This is a genomic window from Seminibacterium arietis, from assembly GCF_042675725.1.
Lineage (GTDB): Bacteria > Pseudomonadota > Gammaproteobacteria > Enterobacterales > Pasteurellaceae > Seminibacterium > Seminibacterium arietis.
On record NZ_JBHTJN010000012.1, the window covers coordinates 57,077 to 73,903 of the forward strand.

The window sequence follows — 16,827 nt, forward strand, 5'->3', positions numbered from 1 at the left end:
ATTGCTAAATCTAATTCAAAATAGCTATTTATTTAAATTTTATTTAAGGAGCTTAAGTGTCATCATTAAAACAGCAAGTTGCCGATTATTTATCAAAAAATCCTAATGCAATGACTCTTGAAATAGCTATGCATTTACAGCATCCTGAAGGGGCTGTTTTATGTGCATTGCCAGATTCATTTGTTCGCATTTTTTCAGCCCAAAGAGCGGAAGAAATTCTAACAGAAATCAGTCAATGGGGAATGTTTACTACGATTATTGAGAAAGAAGGGTGCATCTTTGAAATTAAAGATCGCTTTCCAATGGGTATTTTAGCAAGAGGATATTACAATTTAAATATACAGGACAGAGATAGTACTTTTCATGGACATCTTAAACTAGATAATATCGCTAAAATTGCATTCGTCAGCTTACCATTTCGTGGTAAACAAAGCTATAACATCGCTTTTATCGCTCATAATGGGCAAACTATTTTTAAAGTTTATCTCGGTAGAGATGAAAATAATGAACTTTTCCCCGACCAAGTGGATAAATTCAACGCATTTCAATAACTAAAGGAGTAAATAATGACAACAAATCGTCAAGAGGTTTTACAAAATCGTTTAGGACCTGAAATTCAGGAAATGAAACAACAATGCAAAACATTACAATTAGCAACTGTTGATGCTAAAGGCAATCCAAATGTTAGTTATGCTCCTTTTATTATTAATAATGGTGAATATCAAGTTTTGATTTCAACTATTGCACGTCATGCTCGCAATTTACAAGAAGTGCCAAAAGTATCGTTAATGCTAATTGATGATGAAAGTAAAACGCGTGAGATTTTTGCTCGTCGTCGTTTAACTTTTAATGCTACTTCCAGAATGGTTGAACGGCATAGCGAGGAATGGAATGAGGCAGTAGAAGCATTAAAAGCTCGTCATGGTGAACTAGTTGATGAACTTTCCCAATTGCAAGATTTTAATTTGTTTTGTTTTAAACCAAGTCATGGATTATTTGTAAAAGGTTTTGGTAAAGCCTTTCAAGTATCTGCTGATGATTTAGTAAATTTTGTTCATTTAGACATTGGACATATTAAAGAAGGCGAATAGAAAACAATCTAACTAACCGCACTTTAATTTATTATTGGTAAATATGTAAAAGTGCGGTGTCTTTATTTGTAGTTTTAATAAAATCTATTATGCAATGATTCCAGTTTTGAGTTATTGAGATAAATCCAAGTTTATATTGTTAAGTGATTGATTAATTTTACTTTCTAAATTTTATAACTATGCATTTTTTGGTATTGAGAGTCTAGTTTTTTAATCTTGTAATAATTGGCTAAAAGTAAAAAATAAGCTGGACATCTTTGCTGACATCATATTTATTGATACTAGCTCTATTGTAATTTAGCAACTTTTTAAGTTGCTCTTTTTTGCTCTTCTTTCTCTGAATGTTTAACTAAAAAAATTTTCTCACAACCAAATTTTTCAAGTTCTGTTATTTGATCATTTAAGTATTGTTTTAGTTTACTAAAACTATCGTATTCTACTAACACCTCAATTAATTACTTTGTTTGAAAGCTAAAGTTTTTAATAGTTTTAGTCTAACATAATCAAAAACTTATAATTTATGATTAAATATTAATCACAATAATTTAGGCTATTTTCATATATGCCAACCTCTAATTAGATGATTTTTTTATTTAATACATTTTATAAAAAAATATTTCTAATGATTACAAACCCAAAAATGAATAAAAACAACCAATAAGATTAAAAAAAATCATTTATATGATCTATATCACGGTTTCTTGTTATATTTTAAAATATAATTATCAATAAAAATCATGATGATTAAATTTAACTATAAAAATATAAGGGGTATATATGAAGCCAATTTTAGGAATAACAATGGGAGATCCTACGGGTATAGGATCTGAAATTATAGTTAAAGCATTAGAAAATAATCATATTTACTCAATATCACATCCAATTGTTATTGGAGATGAAAAAATTCTACAACGAGCATTAAAAATAACAAACTCTTCTCTAAAATTAAAAACAATACAACAAGATGAAGATTTCCTTGGAAAATTTGGAGAAATCAACGTATTGAATTTAACTAATCTTCCTGCTGATTTACCTTTTGCACATATTGATCCTAGAGCAGGAAAAGCAGCTTATGATTACATTGAAAAAGCAGTTAAACTGGCATTAGAACAAAAAATTCATGCCATAGTTACTGCTCCTATAAATAAAGAAGCATTACATATTGCAGGAAAAAATTTTCCTGGACACACTGAAATCTTGGCAACATTAAGTAACACTATCAATTATTCAATGATGCTAATTAGTAAAAAATTAAATGTTATACATGCAACTACTCATGTTTCTTTACGCAAAGCATGCGAATTAATAAAAAAAGAACGAATATTTAATGTAATTAAACTAGCTGATGAGTATACGAAAATGATAGGTATTACTAATCCTCGCATTGCTGTAGCTGGTCTTAACCCTCACGCAAGTGAAAATGGGCTATTTGGTAAAGAAGAACAAGAAGAGATTTTACCCGCAATAACGCAAGCGAAACATTTAGGAATAAACGTATTTGGACCAATTCCTCCAGATACAGTTTTTCACCGTGCAGCAAATTTAAATGAATTTGATATTGTAGTTGTAATGTACCACGACCAAGGTCACATTCCAATCAAATTACTTGGATTTGAAACTGGTGTAAATGTAACGGCAGGATTACCTTTTATTCGCACATCTGTGGATCACGGTACAGCTTTTCCTATTGCTGGTCAAGGTATTGCAGATTGTCGGAGTATGGAAGAATCCTTACATTTAGCAGCTAAAATGGCAAATATTAAATATACAAAATAAGGAGTCGAACATGTCAATTCAATATCTAGAATCTAATCAAAAAATTTCTGTTCCACTTTATGATTTAATGAACAAAATCCCAGGTGGTTTAATGGTTATTCCTCTTTTATTGGGATCAATAATGGGAACTTTTTTCCCAAGTTATTTAAATTTAGGTTCTTTTACTACCGCACTTTTTAAAAATTCTGCAGGTCCTTTAATTGCACTATTAATTTTTTCAACAGGAATGCAAATTACTCTTCGTAATTCAACCCCTGTTATTGTACATACTGGCGTTATTTTATTATTTAAAACTATTATTCCTGCAGGAATTGTTACTCTACTAGGATTATTAGTAGGTAATGATGGTATTTTTGGTATTTCTTTATTAGCAATGCTAACTGTTGTAGCTAATTCAAATGGAGGTATTTGGTTAGCTTTTGCTGGAAAATATGGTGATTATAGAGACAAAGGAGCATATATTGCTTCTGCTATAAATAATGGTCCATTCTTTGTTTTACTCTTTCTTGGTGTTTCTGGACTTGCTGATATTCCATTTTCATTAATGTTAGCTGCTGTAATTCCTTTATTAATTGGCATGATTGTAGGTAATCTTGATCCTAAGTGGATGAATTTAATGAAACCTACTGGAACAATTGTTATTCCATTTTTTGCTTTTTCATTAGGTTCTGGAATAAATTTAAAAATTATCCTTACAGGAGGAGCTACTGGTATAATTTTAGGAATTATCTCAACTTTAGTTACTGGATTTTTAGTTTATTTAGGTTATAAAACAATTTTAGGTAGAGGAAATCAATCAGGTATTGGATTTGCTGCAGGAACAACTGCAGGAAATGCTATTATCGCTCCTGAAATTGTAACCCAAGCAGATCCAACATTAATTCCTTTTGTACAAACCGCCACAGCTCAAATTGCCGCATCAGTATTAATTTCTGCACTGTTATCACCGCTCTTGGCTGCTTATATATTAAAAAAACAAGGTGGTTTAAAGGAAAATAAAGGAGATATACAATGAAAAAAGAAAACTTATTAATACTAGCTGACGATCTTACTGGAGCAAATGACACAGGTGTAATGTTTGCTGAAGTAAATTTCAATACATTGCTCAATGTATCGCCATCATTAAATGATATAGATTTAAAAAATACCGATGTTATTACAATATCCTCTGACTGCAGACCTTTAGGCTATGAAGCTAAAAATAAAACTAAACAATTGATACAACAAGGTATTAAAAAAGGGATTACAAAAATTTATTTAAAAATTGATTCAACGATGAGAGGATCAGTAAAACATCAGATTGAAGGGGCTATTGATGCTTGGTCAGAAATTTATCCAAATGTAAAAGCTATTATTTGCCCAGCCTATCCTGTTATGGGTAGAACAATAAAAAATGGCATTCTTTATGTCAATAACGTTCCTGTCAACCAAACACCATCTGGCAAGGATCCAATTTGCCCTGTTAATTCTTCATCAATGATAGCTTTAATACCAAATTCTGAATTACTACCTTTATTATCTGAAAATGAATTATTTGATAGAATTAAACAAAGTCAAAATAATAAATTTATTATTGATGCAAATAGTGAACAGGATCTTCAAATAATATCTAATGTGATTAATAAGCTAGGTAAAAGTGTTATTCCTGTTGGATCTGGTGGATTAGCAAAAAAATTAAATCATATAAACGAATCATTTAAAGTAACTAAAAAAATTAACTTTGGAAGATCACTGATTTTAGTTACGTCCATTCATAGTATAAGTCAATTACAAATAGATGATTATATTTCTGAATATGGTTGCGAATCTATTGTATTTAATCCATCACCATCACAATTACTTAATTATTCATCATCAGAAAAAGCATTAAAATCTCAACTTATTGCTTTAATTAACTCCAGTAAAAATAATTTAATAATTAGAGCTAATCCTTTAAAAGCTGTTAATGCATTAACTAATAATGTACTTGATTTGTCAAAAAGAATATCACAATATTTAGCCGATTTAAGTTTATTTTGTTTGAACAATCAAAAATTTGATAGTTTGATTTTATTTGGTGGTGATGGAGCTGCTTCACTACTTAATCAAATGAAAGTAACTAAAATAAAAATTTCTCATCAAGTATTGTCTGGTGTGCCTGTGGGTATAATTGAAGAGGGAAAATACTGTGGAATGACTGTGATAACAAAATCTGGAGGATTTGGTAAACAAAATTTATTGACTGATTTAATCAAATCATAAATATCTGACTGACTAATTAACTTATCTTCTTTTTCGATAACAGTTTTTTTTAAAGACTGTTATCGCTATAATGCAAGTAAGCCATCTATTAGGAATAAGATTATGTCAGAAAATCGATTAGATAAAATTCTTCTATTTTTAAAAAATCATCGAATTGCTACTGTCGATCAGTTAGTTAAGGCTACTTTATCTTCACCAGCAACAATAAGACGAGATTTAATAAAACTTGATAAAGAAGGATCTATTATTAGAACACATGGTGGAGTCAGCTTAAATCAATTTATTCCTTTTCAACCAACTACAAACGAAAAACAACTTAAACAAGTTGCTGAAAAAGAAAGAATATCCGAATATGCTTCTAATCTAGTTTCTGTTGGTGACTCTATTATATTAGATGCAGGAACAACTACATTAGCTATTGCTAAAAAAATAGCACATATACCTTTACGAATAATTACTACAGATATACATATTGCTTTATTGCTTTCTGAATATAAGCAAATTGAACTTATTTTAACTGGCGGGAGAGTAGATAATAGCAGTCAATCTTGCATTGGTAATCATAGCTTAACTTTGTTGCAAAATATTTATCCTGATATAGCATTTATAAGTTGTAATTCTTGGAGTTTTGAAAAAGGCGTAACTACACCTACGGAAGATAAAGCTTATCTCAAAAGATACTTGCAACAAAATTCTAAAAGAAAAATATTAGTTGCTGATAGCTCAAAATATGGTAAACATTCATTATTTTGTTCTTCCAAATTAAATGATTTTACAGATATTATTACTGATAAAGGGCTAGATAAAAAACAAATTTTTAATGAAAAGGATTACAATTTTAACTTAATAAAAGTTTAAACACAGCACATCAACAAAAGAATACCATTACTCATATCTTGTAATAACTAAAAATTAATTTGATATTAAGCACAGGTATTCTTTTATTTTTTATTATTTCTGTGGAATATTCTCTAGTAATTTGATAAGTAAATTCCAATAATTTTTTACTGCTGGAATATAAACTTTCTCATCTGGAGAATGAGCATTTCTAATTGTAGGTCCAATAGAAATAACATCTAAATTTGGATAGATTTTTTTCAATAAACCACATTCTAAACCAGCATGAATAACTTTAATTTTAGGTGAGTACCCTAAAATATTGCTATAAATATTTTGTGCAATTTTTAAAATTTCGCTTTCACATTGTGGCTCCCAACCAGGATAAGCACCAGAAAAACTCACTTTAGCATCTGAAAGTGAAGCTAAAGATAAAAGTAAATTTTCCACATATTCCCTACCACTTTCAATTAACGAACGAATTAGTATTGTTCCTCGTAATTTATTTTCTTCTATTTTTAATACACCGATACTTAAAGAGGTTTCAACAACACCATCAACTACATCGCTGTTTCGAATTACGCCATTTGGTAATAAGTTAATTAAATCAATTATTTTATGATTAGTTTTTGAATCAAATACTTGTGTAGGCTTATCGATAGATTGTAAAAATAAAGCTAAATTAGGTTCAGATAAAGATAATTCATTTCTTAAAATTTCAGCAAAATTTTGTACCGCACTTTCTAATAGTGAAAATTCACCATTAAAACAAAGTGTAGCAAATGCCTCTCGAGGAATAGCATTACGAACTGTACCCCCTTCAATACTAGCAATAGCAAAATCAAAGGTTGGATTATTTTGTTTAAAATAAGCTAAAAAACGAGCTAACATTTTTATTGCATTTACACGTCCAGTATGAATATCACAACCCGAATGTCCTCCACTCAACCCTTTTAAAACTAGTTGACTGTGATTAGCAAAATCATTTTGTTTAAATACTAAAGGTATATTGATGTCAGCATTTTCTCCTCCAGCACAACCAATATAAATCTCACCATCTTCTTCCGTATCTGTATTAATCATAATACTGCCCTGTAACCAATTTGGTTGTAATCCAATAGCACCTTCCATTCCTTGTTCTTCGGTCATGGTTAGTAAAACTTCTAGATCTGGGTGAGATAAATCGCAACTTTCTAATATAGCTAATGCTGAAGCCATGCCTATACCATTATCTGCTCCTAGTGTTGTACCATTTGCTTTTACCCAATCGCTATCAATATAGGGTAGGGTAGGATCTGTTAAAAAATCATGTTTTATTCCTTCATTTGCTTGTGGCACCATATCTAAATGAGCTTGTAAAATAACTGATTTTCGATTTTCCATCCCCTTTGTCGCAGGCTTACGAATTAAAATATTACCAACTGAATCACGTTGTACAAAAAAACCTTTTCCCTTAGCCCAATCTAAAATAAATTGGGCTAATTTTTCTTCATGATAAGAGGGATGTGGAATAGCACAAATTTTATCAAACCAATTCCATAATAATTTAGGTTGTAATTGTTGGATTTCTGACATTTTTATCACCTATCAAATAAAAAATTTATCAAAATCATAGCATAAAAATTTATTTCGCGTTATGCTAATGCAATTTTATTTTTAGACAATATTTAATAATTTTTTATAAATCAAAGGTGAGTTATGAGTGAAAAATATGTTGTCACTTGGGATATGTTTCAAATGCATGCCCGCAAATTATCAGAACGCTTACTCCAAAAATCACAATGGAAAGGAATAATAGCTGTCAGTAGAGGAGGATTATTTCCTGCAGCTGTACTTGCTCGTGAACTTGGGATCCGTCATATCGAAACCGTATGTATTGCTAGTTATGATCACAATCAACAAGGTACATTAAATGTTGTTCATGCTGCCAAAGTAGAAAATGGCGGAGAGGGATTTATTGTAGTTGACGATTTAGTTGATACTGGAAATACTGCTCGAGCAATTCGTGAGCTTTATCCTAATGCTCGTTTTGTAACAGTTTTTGCTAAACCAGCTGGCGTTAATTTAGTTGATGACTACATAGTAGATATTCCACAAAATACATGGATAGAACAACCTTGGGATATGGGTATTTGTTTTGTTCCACCATTAGCTAGAAAATAATAATTCTTAAAAATTTGTTTTATTTCGATAAAGATCTGAATTATCGGATCTTTATTTTAATTTAAATAATTCCTCATTTTTTTGATTAAATTTTTTATGTTCTAAAATCATTTGTATAAAGTCTTGGGCAAAACGTTCTAATTTAACTGCACCAACACCATTGATTTCTAACATTCCTTTTTTAGTTGTTGGCTGATATTGAGCCATTTCTTGCAAAGTAGCATCATTAAATATGAGATAAGGCGGTAAATTTTCTTTATCAGCTATTTTCTTACGTAAAAACCTCAATCGTTCAAATAAATTTTTATCATAATTACTCATTGTTGTTTTCTGTAACATATGCGTATTCTTCAGCACAGAAGAAATTCTTGGAACAGCCAACAAAAGAGATTGTTCTCCACGCAAAATAGGTTTTGCACTTTCTGTTAATTGTAATTTACAACTATATTGTTCAATAGTTTGTCGCACAAATCCCAAATGGATCAACTGACGAATAATAGATTGCCAGTATTCTTTACTTTTATCTTTACCTATGCCATAAACACTTAATTGGTCATGCTGATTTTCTTTTATTTTTTGGTTTTTTACTCCTCTCAATACACCAATAACATAATGTATTCCAAAATTTTGTTTTATCCGATAAATAGCTGACATGACTTTTTGTGCATCTATTAACCCATCATATTTTTTTGGTGGAGCAAGACAAATATCACAATTATTACAAGAAGTCTGTCTATATTCGCCAAAATAATTTAATAATACTAAACGACGACAGGTTTGACTTTCTGCAAATTCTCCTATAGCTTCTAATTTGTGTTTTTCTACTTGTCGTTGAGGATTATCTGGTTTTTCTGCCAGTAATTTTTGTAGCCACATATAATCTGAAGGTTCATAAAACAATACAGCTTCTGCTGGTAAATCATCTCTCCCTGCCCGACCTGTTTCTTGATAATAAGCTTCAATACTACGAGGTAAATTAAAATGTGCTACAAAACGAACATTTGACTTATTAATCCCCATTCCAAATGCAACTGTTGCTACAACAACTTGGACATTATCTCGTTGAAAAGCGTACTGTACTTGTTCTCTTTGTTTTATATCCATACCAGCATGATAAGCTTTAGCACTAATTCCTCTTTTTTGCAAACTTTCCGCTATTTGCTCTACTTTACTGCGACTATTACAATAAATAATGCCACTTTTGCCTTTTTGCTGTATAACAAACTGACGTAATTGTTCTAACGGTTTAAATTTTTCTATTAACGTATATCGAATATTAGGGCGATCAAAACTACCTATGTAAACATAAGGTTCATGTAAATTAAGATGTTTTAATATATCACTTCGAGTTGTTTGATCTGCTGTCGCTGTTAATGCCATAACGGGAATATTAGGTAAATCAACTTTTAAACGTCCAAGTTGTATATATTCTGGACGAAAATCATGTCCCCATTGAGAAATACAATGAGCCTCATCAATAGCAATAAAACTAACTTTACAAGAAGAAATTAAGTAAGAAAAACGGCTAGTCAATGCTTTTTCAGGAGAAATATAGAGTAATTTTAACTGACCTGAAATAGCTTTCTGTTGTATTTTTTGTTGTTGTTCAATAGACTGTGTTGAATTTAAATAACCAGCACAAACTCCATTGGCTAAAAGCTGATCTACTTGATCTTTCATTAGCGAAATTAGCGGGGAAACAACTATCGTTAAACCATCAAAACACAAAGCTGGTATTTGATAACAAAGAGATTTTCCATTTCCTGTTGCCATTACAACTAAACAATCTCGCCCAGACAAAGCAGCTTCAATAATTTCAGCTTGCCCCTTGCGGAAAGATTGATAACCAAAAACTGAATTGAGTATCTCAAGTGCGGTAGTTTTTTTATTATTTTGATTAAAATCATCTACACTTTTTTCATGCATAGAAGTAAATGAATCTATAGAAAAAGAATGGTAATCCATTAACTAAAACTCACTTTTTCTCCATGAGTATGGCAAGCTTGCTCTAAACATTGCCAAAATAATTTACCATCAGTAGTAATCCAGTTATCTTCTTTAAAAGAAAAATGAAAACCACCAGCTTTACTCGCTAACCATAGTTCTAATAGTGGTTCTTGTTTATTTACAACTACTTGTGAACGATCAGCAAAAGTAATAGTAAAAACTGAACCATGTATATCACAATCTACATCACAATCTTGTTGTTCTAAACATTCTTCAATTTTTAGCCAAACCTGCTCTATATTTTGATGATATTCTGACAAATTCATATTTTTATCTTTATTTACTTATTTAACAATAAAAGAATTATAGAGATTTTCTTTATATAGTGATAGTCTAAAATAATATTTAATAATAGAAATCATTTTTGCTAAATTTAAGGAAATAAAATAATGAAAAAAATTTTATTTAATTTACTATTAAGTGCGGTTATTTTTTTACTGATTAGCTGTGGAGTTAAAAATAGCCTTTATTTTCCAGAAACACAACTATCTCAACAACAAAAGTAATAAAAAGTATAAAGGATAACCTATGGATTTTTTTCAATACAAAAATGATAAATTAATGGCAGAACAAGTATTTGTAGGTGATATAGTCAAACAATATGGCACACCTGCTTACATTTATTCGCGTGCTACATTGGAACGACATTGGCATGCTTTCGATAATGCTCTTAGTAACCATCCTCACTTAATTTGCTATGCTGTAAAATCAAACTCAAATATTGCCATTTTAAATTTAATGGCAAAATTAGGTTCAGGTTTTGATATTGTATCGCAAGGAGAATTAGAGCGTGTGTTAGTTGCTGGCGGTGATGCAAAAAAAATAGTGTTCTCTGGTGTAGCGAAATCTGAACAAGAAATACAAAGAGCATTAGAAGTTGGCATCAGATGTTTCAATGTAGAAAGCCTTGCTGAACTTTATCGCATAAATGATATTGGAACTAAACTAAATAAAAAAGCACCTATTTCTTTACGCGTGAATCCCGATGTAGATGCAAAAACACACCCTTATATTTCTACTGGATTAAAAGAAAATAAATTTGGTATTAGCGTAAGCCAAGCATTAGAAGTATATAAAATTGCCAAAAATTTACCTTATATTGAAATAATTGGAATGGATTGCCATATAGGATCACAACTTACTGAATTAAAACCTTTTTTAGATGCTACAGATCGTTTGATTATACTAATGGAACAGCTTAAAAAAAATGGAATTAATCTTCATCATTTAGATCTTGGTGGTGGATTAGGTGTAACTTATCACGATGAAAATGCTCCACACCCAACTGAATATGCAAAAGCTTTATTAACTAAATTGAAAAATTATAAAAATTTAGAAATTATTCTCGAACCAGGACGAGCTATTACAGCAAATGCAGGAATTTTAGTTACTAAAGTAGAATATTTGAAAACTAATGAAAACCGCCATTTTGCTATAGTTGATACTGGCATGAACGATATGATTAGACCGGCATTGTATCAAGCTTATATGAATATTATCGAAGTTGATCGCACATTAGAACGTGAAGAAAAAATTTATGATGTGGTTGGTCCAATTTGTGAAACGTCTGATTTTTTAGGCAAACAACGAAAACTTGCTATTGCTCAAGGAGATTTTATTGCTCAACGATCTGCTGGAGCTTATGGTGCAAGCATGGCTTCTACTTATAATTCACGCCCAAGAGCAGTAGAAATTATTGTAGATAATGACCGCACTTATTTGATCAAACATCGCGAAACCTTTGCGGACTTATGGAAATTAGAAGAAATGATCAAATAGCTCAATAAGGCAAATTTTCTATATTTGCCTTTCTAAATTATTTTTTGTATATAAATTAATATATTATTTACTGTAATAAACTATATTTTGCTATCAACCACTGATCAAACGATAAAGTGCGGTATCTTTTCTATCTAAATAATGAGTTGATTGAATACGGCGAATTGTGCGAGAATGTCCACGAATTAATAAAGTTTCTGTAGTGGCTAAGTTGCCTCGACGATAAATCCCTTTAAGTAAATCACCATTAGTAATCCCCGTAGCTGAAAAAATTAAATTATCATCACGCACTAAATCTTCCAATTTTAAAACTGAATTGACTTCTACACCTATTTCTTCACAACGACGAATTTCATCAACTGATATAGTTTGATTTTCAGGGCTATTTCCTTTTACTTGATGACGTGGAATCAATCGAGCTTGCATTTCTCCCCCTAAAGATCTAATTGCTGCTGCAGCTACAACGCCCTCAGGTGCTCCACCAATACCATATAACATATCTATACCACTTTCAGGTAAACAACATAAAATAGCTGCTGCTACGTCACCATCAGAAATAGCCATAACTTTCACTCCCAACTTTTGCATTCTTTTGATTACATCAGCATGACGAGGTTTATCTAATATAACTACTGTTAATTGAGAAAGTAATTTTCCCATTTTTGATGCAACCCGACGTAAATTTTGTTCAAGAGGTAAACAAAGATCTACCATCCCTTTAACCTCTTGACCTACTACTAATTTTTCCATATACATATCAGGAGCTTTCAAAAATGTGTTTTTTCCTCCAGCGGCTAGAACAGAAAGAGCATTTGATTGCCCCATTGCTACCATTCTTGTGCCATCGATAGGATCCACCGCAATAGCAATTTCTTCACCTTTTCCAACACCTAATTTTTCACCAATGTAAAGCATCGGAGCTTTATCTATTTCTCCTTCACCAATAACAACTTCACCTTGCATACTAATTTGATTTAATATCATTCGCATGGCTTGAACAGCTGCATTATCAGCTGAATTTTTATCACCTCTTCCTAACCATGAGAAAGCAGCTAAAGCAGCTGATTCTGTTACACGTGAAAATTCTATAGCTAAAGATCTATTCATTTTTTACCTTTTCTAATTTATAAAAATAAGTTTTATTTTATCATTTTAGCAAACGATTGCGTAAGTAATTATTAAATTTTTTATTTATAATAAAAAAACAGAAGTAAAATTTTTGAATTCTTTCTTTAAAAATAAGTCTTAACTAGGTAAAATGAACAAAATTAAGATTTAAAGAGGTATTTACACTATGTCATTAGAAATTTTAGATCAGTTAGAAAATAAAATTAAACAAGCCGTTGAAACAATCCAACTACTTCAACTAGAAATTGAAGAACTTAAAGATAAAAATACTCAAGTGCAACAAGCTTATGATCAATTACGTAGCGAAAATGATCAACTAAAAATAGAACATAATAACTGGCAAGAACGCTTACGTTCTCTTCTTGGTCATATTGATAATCTTTAATTTTTATAGGCTTAGATTTATCTAAGCCTTATTTTTAGTAACAAGTAATGAAATCCAAGGTTTGTATAATAAGTGGAAGTACACTAGGAAGTACTGAATATGTGGCAGAACATATAGAATCTGTTTTAAAAAAATTTGGTTTTTCTACCGCACTTTTTCATGATCCCTGCTTTGAAGATATTAAGCAACAAAATTTATGGTTGATAGTAACTTCAACTCACGGTGCAGGTGAACTACCAGATAATTTGAAACCACTATTTGAACAATTGAAAGATAAAGATTCGCTAAATATTAGTTTTGCAATAATAGGAATAGGAAATTCTGATTACGACACATTTTGCTATGCTGTTGACACTATAGAACAAATTTTAACAAATAAAAAAGCTAAACAACTCTGCCCTTCCTTAAAAATAGATGTGTTAGACACAACAGATCCTGAGCAATTATCAGAAAATTGGCTATTTAACTCAATTCAATATTTTAACTAAATAACTATCTATAAATTATGACTTGTGGATAAAATAAGAAAAAACTGTTAAGATCCTGATAATTACATATGAATTTCTTATTTAATTATTTAATCTGTGGATAAGTTTAAAAGTTATACACAGTTAATACCTAATAAAAAATAAGATCTAAACAGCCTTAAAAAGGATCTAACTAATTAATTTTAAAAGGTAATTTATAATTACTAACAAAATTAAGGATCCATATAATAATCATAATAGATCTATATATAAATAAAGATCTTATTATATTAAGCAAATGATCTTCCAACTTTAATTAATCTTCCTTTTATGATCTAGATCATTTAAGGTAAAATAAGAAATAAATACTAAAGATCCAAATTTAAATTAAAGGTAACTATGTTTTATACAGAAAATTACGATGTGATCGTTATTGGAGGTGGGCATGCAGGTACAGAAGCGGCTCTTGCCCCAGCTCGCATGGGATTAAAAACTTTATTATTAACACATAATATTGATACTTTAGGGCAAATGTCTTGTAATCCAGCTATTGGTGGTATTGGTAAAGGTCATTTAGTAAAAGAAATTGATGCTATGGGTGGTTTGATGGCGACTGCTACAGATTTATCAGGAATACAATTTCGTACTCTAAACAGTAGTAAAGGACCTGCTGTTCGGGCAACAAGAGCTCAAGCAGATAGAGTATTATATCGTCAAACAGTTCGAACAACTCTTGAAAATCAACCTAACTTAGATCTTTTTCAACAAGAAGTAACTGATATTATTTTAGATCAAGATCGTATTGTAGGTGTTGAAACTAAAATGGGGTTAATATTTAAAGCTAAGTCTGTTATTTTAACGGCAGGAACATTTTTATCAGGTAAAATTCATATAGGATTGCAAAATTATTCTGGTGGACGTGCAGGAGATCCTGCTTCAGTTAATCTTTCAATGCAATTACGAGAACTTGGGTTACGTGTAAGTCGTTTAAAAACAGGTACTCCTCCGCGTCTAGATGCCCGCACTATCAATTTTGATATTTTGGCAAAACAATATGGTGATGAAAAGTTACCACATTTTTCTTTTATGGGATCTTCAGATCAACATCCTAGACAGATCCCTTGCTTTATTACACATACAAATAATCAAACGCATGAATTAATTCGAAATAATTTAGATCGTAGTCCTATGTATGCAGGTATAATAGAAGGAATTGGTCCACGTTATTGCCCTTCCATTGAAGATAAAATTATGCGTTTTTCTGAAAGAAATTTTCATCAAATTTACCTTGAACCTGAAGGTTTAACGAGTAATGAGATTTATCCTAATGGAATTTCTACTAGTTTGCCTTTTGATGTACAAATGGGAATTGTTAATTCAATGAAAGGGCTAGAAAAAGCACGTATAGTAAAACCTGGCTATGCTATTGAATACGATTATTTTGATCCAAGAGATCTTAAACCAACATTAGAAACAAAAACCATTAAAGGATTATTTTTTGCAGGTCAAATAAATGGAACAACAGGTTATGAAGAGGCTGCTGCTCAAGGATTATTAGCTGGTATTAATGCTGGATTATATGTTAAAGAAAAAGATCCTTGGTATCCACGTAGAGATCAAGCCTATATTGGCGTGTTAGTAGATGATCTTTGTACTTTAGGCACAAAAGAACCTTATAGAGTTTTTACTTCTCGTGCAGAATATCGTTTATTATTACGTGAAGACAATGCTGATAGTAGATTAACACCTATTGCTTATAAATTAGGATTAATAGATGAAAAACGCTGGATTCGTTTTAATCAAAAAATGGAAAATATTGAAAAAGAGCGGACACGTTTAAAACAAATTTGGATTCATCCAAGATCAGAGTATTTGTCTGAAGTCAATGAGGTATTAAGTAGCCCTTTGGTGCGAGAAGCAAATGGTGAAGATTTGTTACGACGTCCAGAAATTAATTATAATATTTTAACTAATCTTACTCCTTTTAATTTTCCTTTAGAAGATCAAGAAGCTGTAGAACAAGTAGAAATTGCAATTAAATATCAGGGATATATAGAGCATCAACAAGAAGAAATTGAACGTCATAAACGCCATGAGAATACGGAAATTCCACTTGATTTTGATTATAGTAAAGTGACGGGATTATCTAATGAAGTGCGGTCTAAATTAGAACAATATAAGCCTGTTTCTATAGGACAAGCTAGCCGTATTTCGGGAATTACACCTGCAGCAATTTCAATTTTATTAGTAAATTTAAAAAAACAAGGCATGTTAAAGCGTGGTGCGTAAATGGTTGAACTCGAAAAACAACTAAAAGCTAAACTTAATGTTTTATTACAACAGATTGAAATATCTATAACCGATCAACAAAAAAATCAGTTAGTTGGTTTAGTCTTATTGTTGAATAAATGGAATAAAGCCTACAATTTAACATCAGTAAGAGATCCAAAGGACATGCTAGTAAAACATATATTGGATAGTATTGTCATTAGTCCTTATTTACAAGGTGAAAATTTTATTGATGTAGGAACAGGACCAGGTTTACCAGGTTTACCTCTAGCCATTATTAATCCTAATAAAAATTTTGTTTTATTGGATAGCTTAGGAAAAAGAATTAGTTTTATTCGTAATACAATACGAGAATTAAACATTAACAATGTACAGGTTGTATTAAGTAGAGTAGAACAATATAAGCCTACTAATACTTTTGATGGAGTACTAAGCCGAGCTTTTGCCTCTTTAAAAGATATGACAGATTGGTGTAAACATTTACCTAGTGACAAAGGTTTTTTTTATGCTTTAAAAGGACAATATAAAAAAGATGAAATATCATCTTTATCCAGTAATTTTTATATTGATAAAGTTATTGAGCTTAAAATACCTGAATTAGTAGGGAAAAGACATTTAATTTTAATATCATCTAAATAAAATTTTTTATATATTATCAATAATA

General features: G+C 30.7%; 17 protein-coding genes. 13 read left to right on the forward strand and 4 right to left on the reverse strand.

All coding sequences use genetic code 11. The annotated features are described in order from the left end of the window. The first annotated feature begins 56 nt into the window (after positions 1-56). The 6 genes from hutX (at position 57) to ACFQ02_RS07455 (ending at position 5,966) form a co-directional block, all read left to right on the forward strand. Positions 57-551: a heme utilization cystosolic carrier protein HutX gene (gene hutX, locus ACFQ02_RS07430; RefSeq protein WP_380821253.1), complete on the forward strand. Its 495-nt coding sequence runs from the start codon at positions 57-59 to the stop codon at positions 549-551. Between the two features lie 15 nt (positions 552-566). After that, positions 567-1,091, forward strand: a complete 525-nt coding sequence (gene hutZ, locus ACFQ02_RS07435) for a heme utilization protein HutZ (RefSeq protein WP_380821255.1) — start codon at positions 567-569, stop codon at positions 1,089-1,091. 777 nt (positions 1,092-1,868) lie between these two features. Next, the gene (pdxA, locus tag ACFQ02_RS07440; protein ID WP_380821258.1) at positions 1,869-2,867 is read left to right on the forward strand and encodes a 4-hydroxythreonine-4-phosphate dehydrogenase PdxA; all 999 of its coding nucleotides are present in this window, start codon (positions 1,869-1,871) and stop codon (positions 2,865-2,867) included. A 10-nt stretch (positions 2,868-2,877) separates the two neighbouring features. Continuing rightward, positions 2,878-3,882 carry a 2-keto-3-deoxygluconate permease gene (locus ACFQ02_RS07445; protein ID WP_380821261.1) on the forward strand — a complete coding sequence of 335 codons (1,005 nt, stop codon included), beginning with the start codon at positions 2,878-2,880 and terminating at the stop codon, positions 3,880-3,882. Then, complete coding sequence (locus ACFQ02_RS07450; protein WP_380821263.1) at positions 3,879-5,108, forward strand: four-carbon acid sugar kinase family protein; 1,230 nt, start codon at positions 3,879-3,881, stop codon at positions 5,106-5,108. Before ACFQ02_RS07445 ends, ACFQ02_RS07450 begins: the two co-directional genes overlap by 4 nt. A 102-nt stretch (positions 5,109-5,210) precedes the next feature. Further along, complete coding sequence (locus tag ACFQ02_RS07455) at positions 5,211-5,966, forward strand: DeoR/GlpR family DNA-binding transcription regulator (RefSeq protein WP_380821265.1); 756 nt, start codon at positions 5,211-5,213, stop codon at positions 5,964-5,966. A 93-nt stretch (positions 5,967-6,059) separates the two neighbouring features. Here ACFQ02_RS07455 and ACFQ02_RS07460 read toward each other — a convergent pair whose 3' ends face one another. Next, positions 6,060-7,520 carry an aminoacyl-histidine dipeptidase gene (locus ACFQ02_RS07460; protein WP_380821267.1) on the reverse strand — a complete coding sequence of 487 codons (1,461 nt, stop codon included), beginning with the start codon at positions 7,518-7,520 and terminating at the stop codon, positions 6,060-6,062. A gap of 123 nt (positions 7,521-7,643) precedes the next feature. Between ACFQ02_RS07460 and gpt the strand changes: the two genes are divergently transcribed. Then, entirely contained in the window at positions 7,644-8,108 is a 465-nt protein-coding gene (gene gpt, locus ACFQ02_RS07465) for a xanthine phosphoribosyltransferase (protein ID WP_380821270.1), read from the forward strand. A gap of 51 nt (positions 8,109-8,159) precedes the next feature. On the opposite strand, the gene recQ is transcribed toward gpt, so the two are convergent. Both recQ and cyaY read right to left on the reverse strand, forming a co-directional pair. Continuing rightward, positions 8,160-10,034 carry a DNA helicase RecQ gene (gene recQ / locus ACFQ02_RS07470; protein WP_380821592.1) on the reverse strand — a complete coding sequence of 625 codons (1,875 nt, stop codon included), beginning with the start codon at positions 10,032-10,034 and terminating at the stop codon, positions 8,160-8,162. 38 nt (positions 10,035-10,072) lie between these two features. Next, entirely contained in the window at positions 10,073-10,381 is a 309-nt protein-coding gene (cyaY, locus tag ACFQ02_RS07475) for an iron donor protein CyaY (protein WP_380821272.1), read from the reverse strand. 123 nt (positions 10,382-10,504) lie between these two features. Between cyaY and ACFQ02_RS07480 the strand changes: the two genes are divergently transcribed. Both ACFQ02_RS07480 and lysA read left to right on the forward strand, forming a co-directional pair. Further along, positions 10,505-10,621: an LptM family lipoprotein gene (locus ACFQ02_RS07480; protein WP_380821275.1), complete on the forward strand. Its 117-nt coding sequence runs from the start codon at positions 10,505-10,507 to the stop codon at positions 10,619-10,621. Positions 10,622-10,643: 22 nt separating this feature from the next. Continuing rightward, positions 10,644-11,894: a diaminopimelate decarboxylase gene (lysA, locus tag ACFQ02_RS07485; protein WP_380821278.1), complete on the forward strand. Its 1,251-nt coding sequence runs from the start codon at positions 10,644-10,646 to the stop codon at positions 11,892-11,894. 93 nt (positions 11,895-11,987) lie between these two features. On the opposite strand, the gene glpX is transcribed toward lysA, so the two are convergent. After that, on the reverse strand, positions 11,988-13,001 hold the full coding sequence (glpX, locus tag ACFQ02_RS07490) for a class II fructose-bisphosphatase (RefSeq protein ID WP_380821280.1): 1,014 nt from the start codon (positions 12,999-13,001) through the stop codon (positions 11,988-11,990). Positions 13,002-13,188: 187 nt separating this feature from the next. Here glpX and zapB point away from each other — a divergent pair, with 187 nt between their 5' ends. The 4 genes from zapB to rsmG all read left to right on the forward strand — a co-directional run bounded on the left by zapB (position 13,189) and on the right by rsmG (position 16,802). After that, entirely contained in the window at positions 13,189-13,407 is a 219-nt protein-coding gene (zapB, locus tag ACFQ02_RS07495; protein WP_380821283.1) for a cell division protein ZapB, read from the forward strand. Positions 13,408-13,454: 47 nt separating this feature from the next. Then, entirely contained in the window at positions 13,455-13,895 is a 441-nt protein-coding gene (gene mioC / locus ACFQ02_RS07500; RefSeq protein WP_380821284.1) for an FMN-binding protein MioC, read from the forward strand. 378 nt (positions 13,896-14,273) lie between these two features. Next, positions 14,274-16,163, forward strand: coding sequence for a tRNA uridine-5-carboxymethylaminomethyl(34) synthesis enzyme MnmG (gene mnmG, locus ACFQ02_RS07505; protein ID WP_380821287.1), 1,890 nt, complete (start codon positions 14,274-14,276; stop codon positions 16,161-16,163). Beyond that, positions 16,164-16,802, forward strand: coding sequence for a 16S rRNA (guanine(527)-N(7))-methyltransferase RsmG (gene rsmG, locus ACFQ02_RS07510; protein ID WP_380821290.1), 639 nt, complete (start codon positions 16,164-16,166; stop codon positions 16,800-16,802). The last annotated feature ends 25 nt before the right edge of the window (positions 16,803-16,827 follow it).

Bases quoted from the DNA above. Each gene is read 5' to 3' on its own strand.
- hutZ (WP_380821255.1), top strand. From the start codon at position 567: ATGACAACAAATCGTCAAGAGGTTTTACAAAATCGTTTAGGACCTGAA.
- pdxA (WP_380821258.1), top strand. From the start codon at position 1,869: ATGAAGCCAATTTTAGGAATAACAATGGGAGATCCTACGGGTATAGGA.
- ACFQ02_RS07445 (WP_380821261.1), top strand. From the start codon at position 2,878: ATGTCAATTCAATATCTAGAATCTAATCAAAAAATTTCTGTTCCACTT.
- ACFQ02_RS07450 (WP_380821263.1), top strand. From the start codon at position 3,879: ATGAAAAAAGAAAACTTATTAATACTAGCTGACGATCTTACTGGAGCA.
- ACFQ02_RS07455 (WP_380821265.1), top strand. From the start codon at position 5,211: ATGTCAGAAAATCGATTAGATAAAATTCTTCTATTTTTAAAAAATCAT.
- ACFQ02_RS07460 (WP_380821267.1), bottom strand. From the start codon at position 7,520: ATGTCAGAAATCCAACAATTACAACCTAAATTATTATGGAATTGGTTT.
- gpt (WP_380821270.1), top strand. From the start codon at position 7,644: ATGAGTGAAAAATATGTTGTCACTTGGGATATGTTTCAAATGCATGCC.
- recQ (WP_380821592.1), bottom strand. From the start codon at position 10,034: ATGCATGAAAAAAGTGTAGATGATTTTAATCAAAATAATAAAAAAACT.
- cyaY (WP_380821272.1), bottom strand. From the start codon at position 10,381: ATGAATTTGTCAGAATATCATCAAAATATAGAGCAGGTTTGGCTAAAA.
- ACFQ02_RS07480 (WP_380821275.1), top strand. From the start codon at position 10,505: ATGAAAAAAATTTTATTTAATTTACTATTAAGTGCGGTTATTTTTTTA.
- lysA (WP_380821278.1), top strand. From the start codon at position 10,644: ATGGATTTTTTTCAATACAAAAATGATAAATTAATGGCAGAACAAGTA.
- glpX (WP_380821280.1), bottom strand. From the start codon at position 13,001: ATGAATAGATCTTTAGCTATAGAATTTTCACGTGTAACAGAATCAGCT.
- zapB (WP_380821283.1), top strand. From the start codon at position 13,189: ATGTCATTAGAAATTTTAGATCAGTTAGAAAATAAAATTAAACAAGCC.
- mioC (WP_380821284.1), top strand. From the start codon at position 13,455: ATGAAATCCAAGGTTTGTATAATAAGTGGAAGTACACTAGGAAGTACT.
- mnmG (WP_380821287.1), top strand. From the start codon at position 14,274: ATGTTTTATACAGAAAATTACGATGTGATCGTTATTGGAGGTGGGCAT.
- rsmG (WP_380821290.1), top strand. From the start codon at position 16,164: ATGGTTGAACTCGAAAAACAACTAAAAGCTAAACTTAATGTTTTATTA.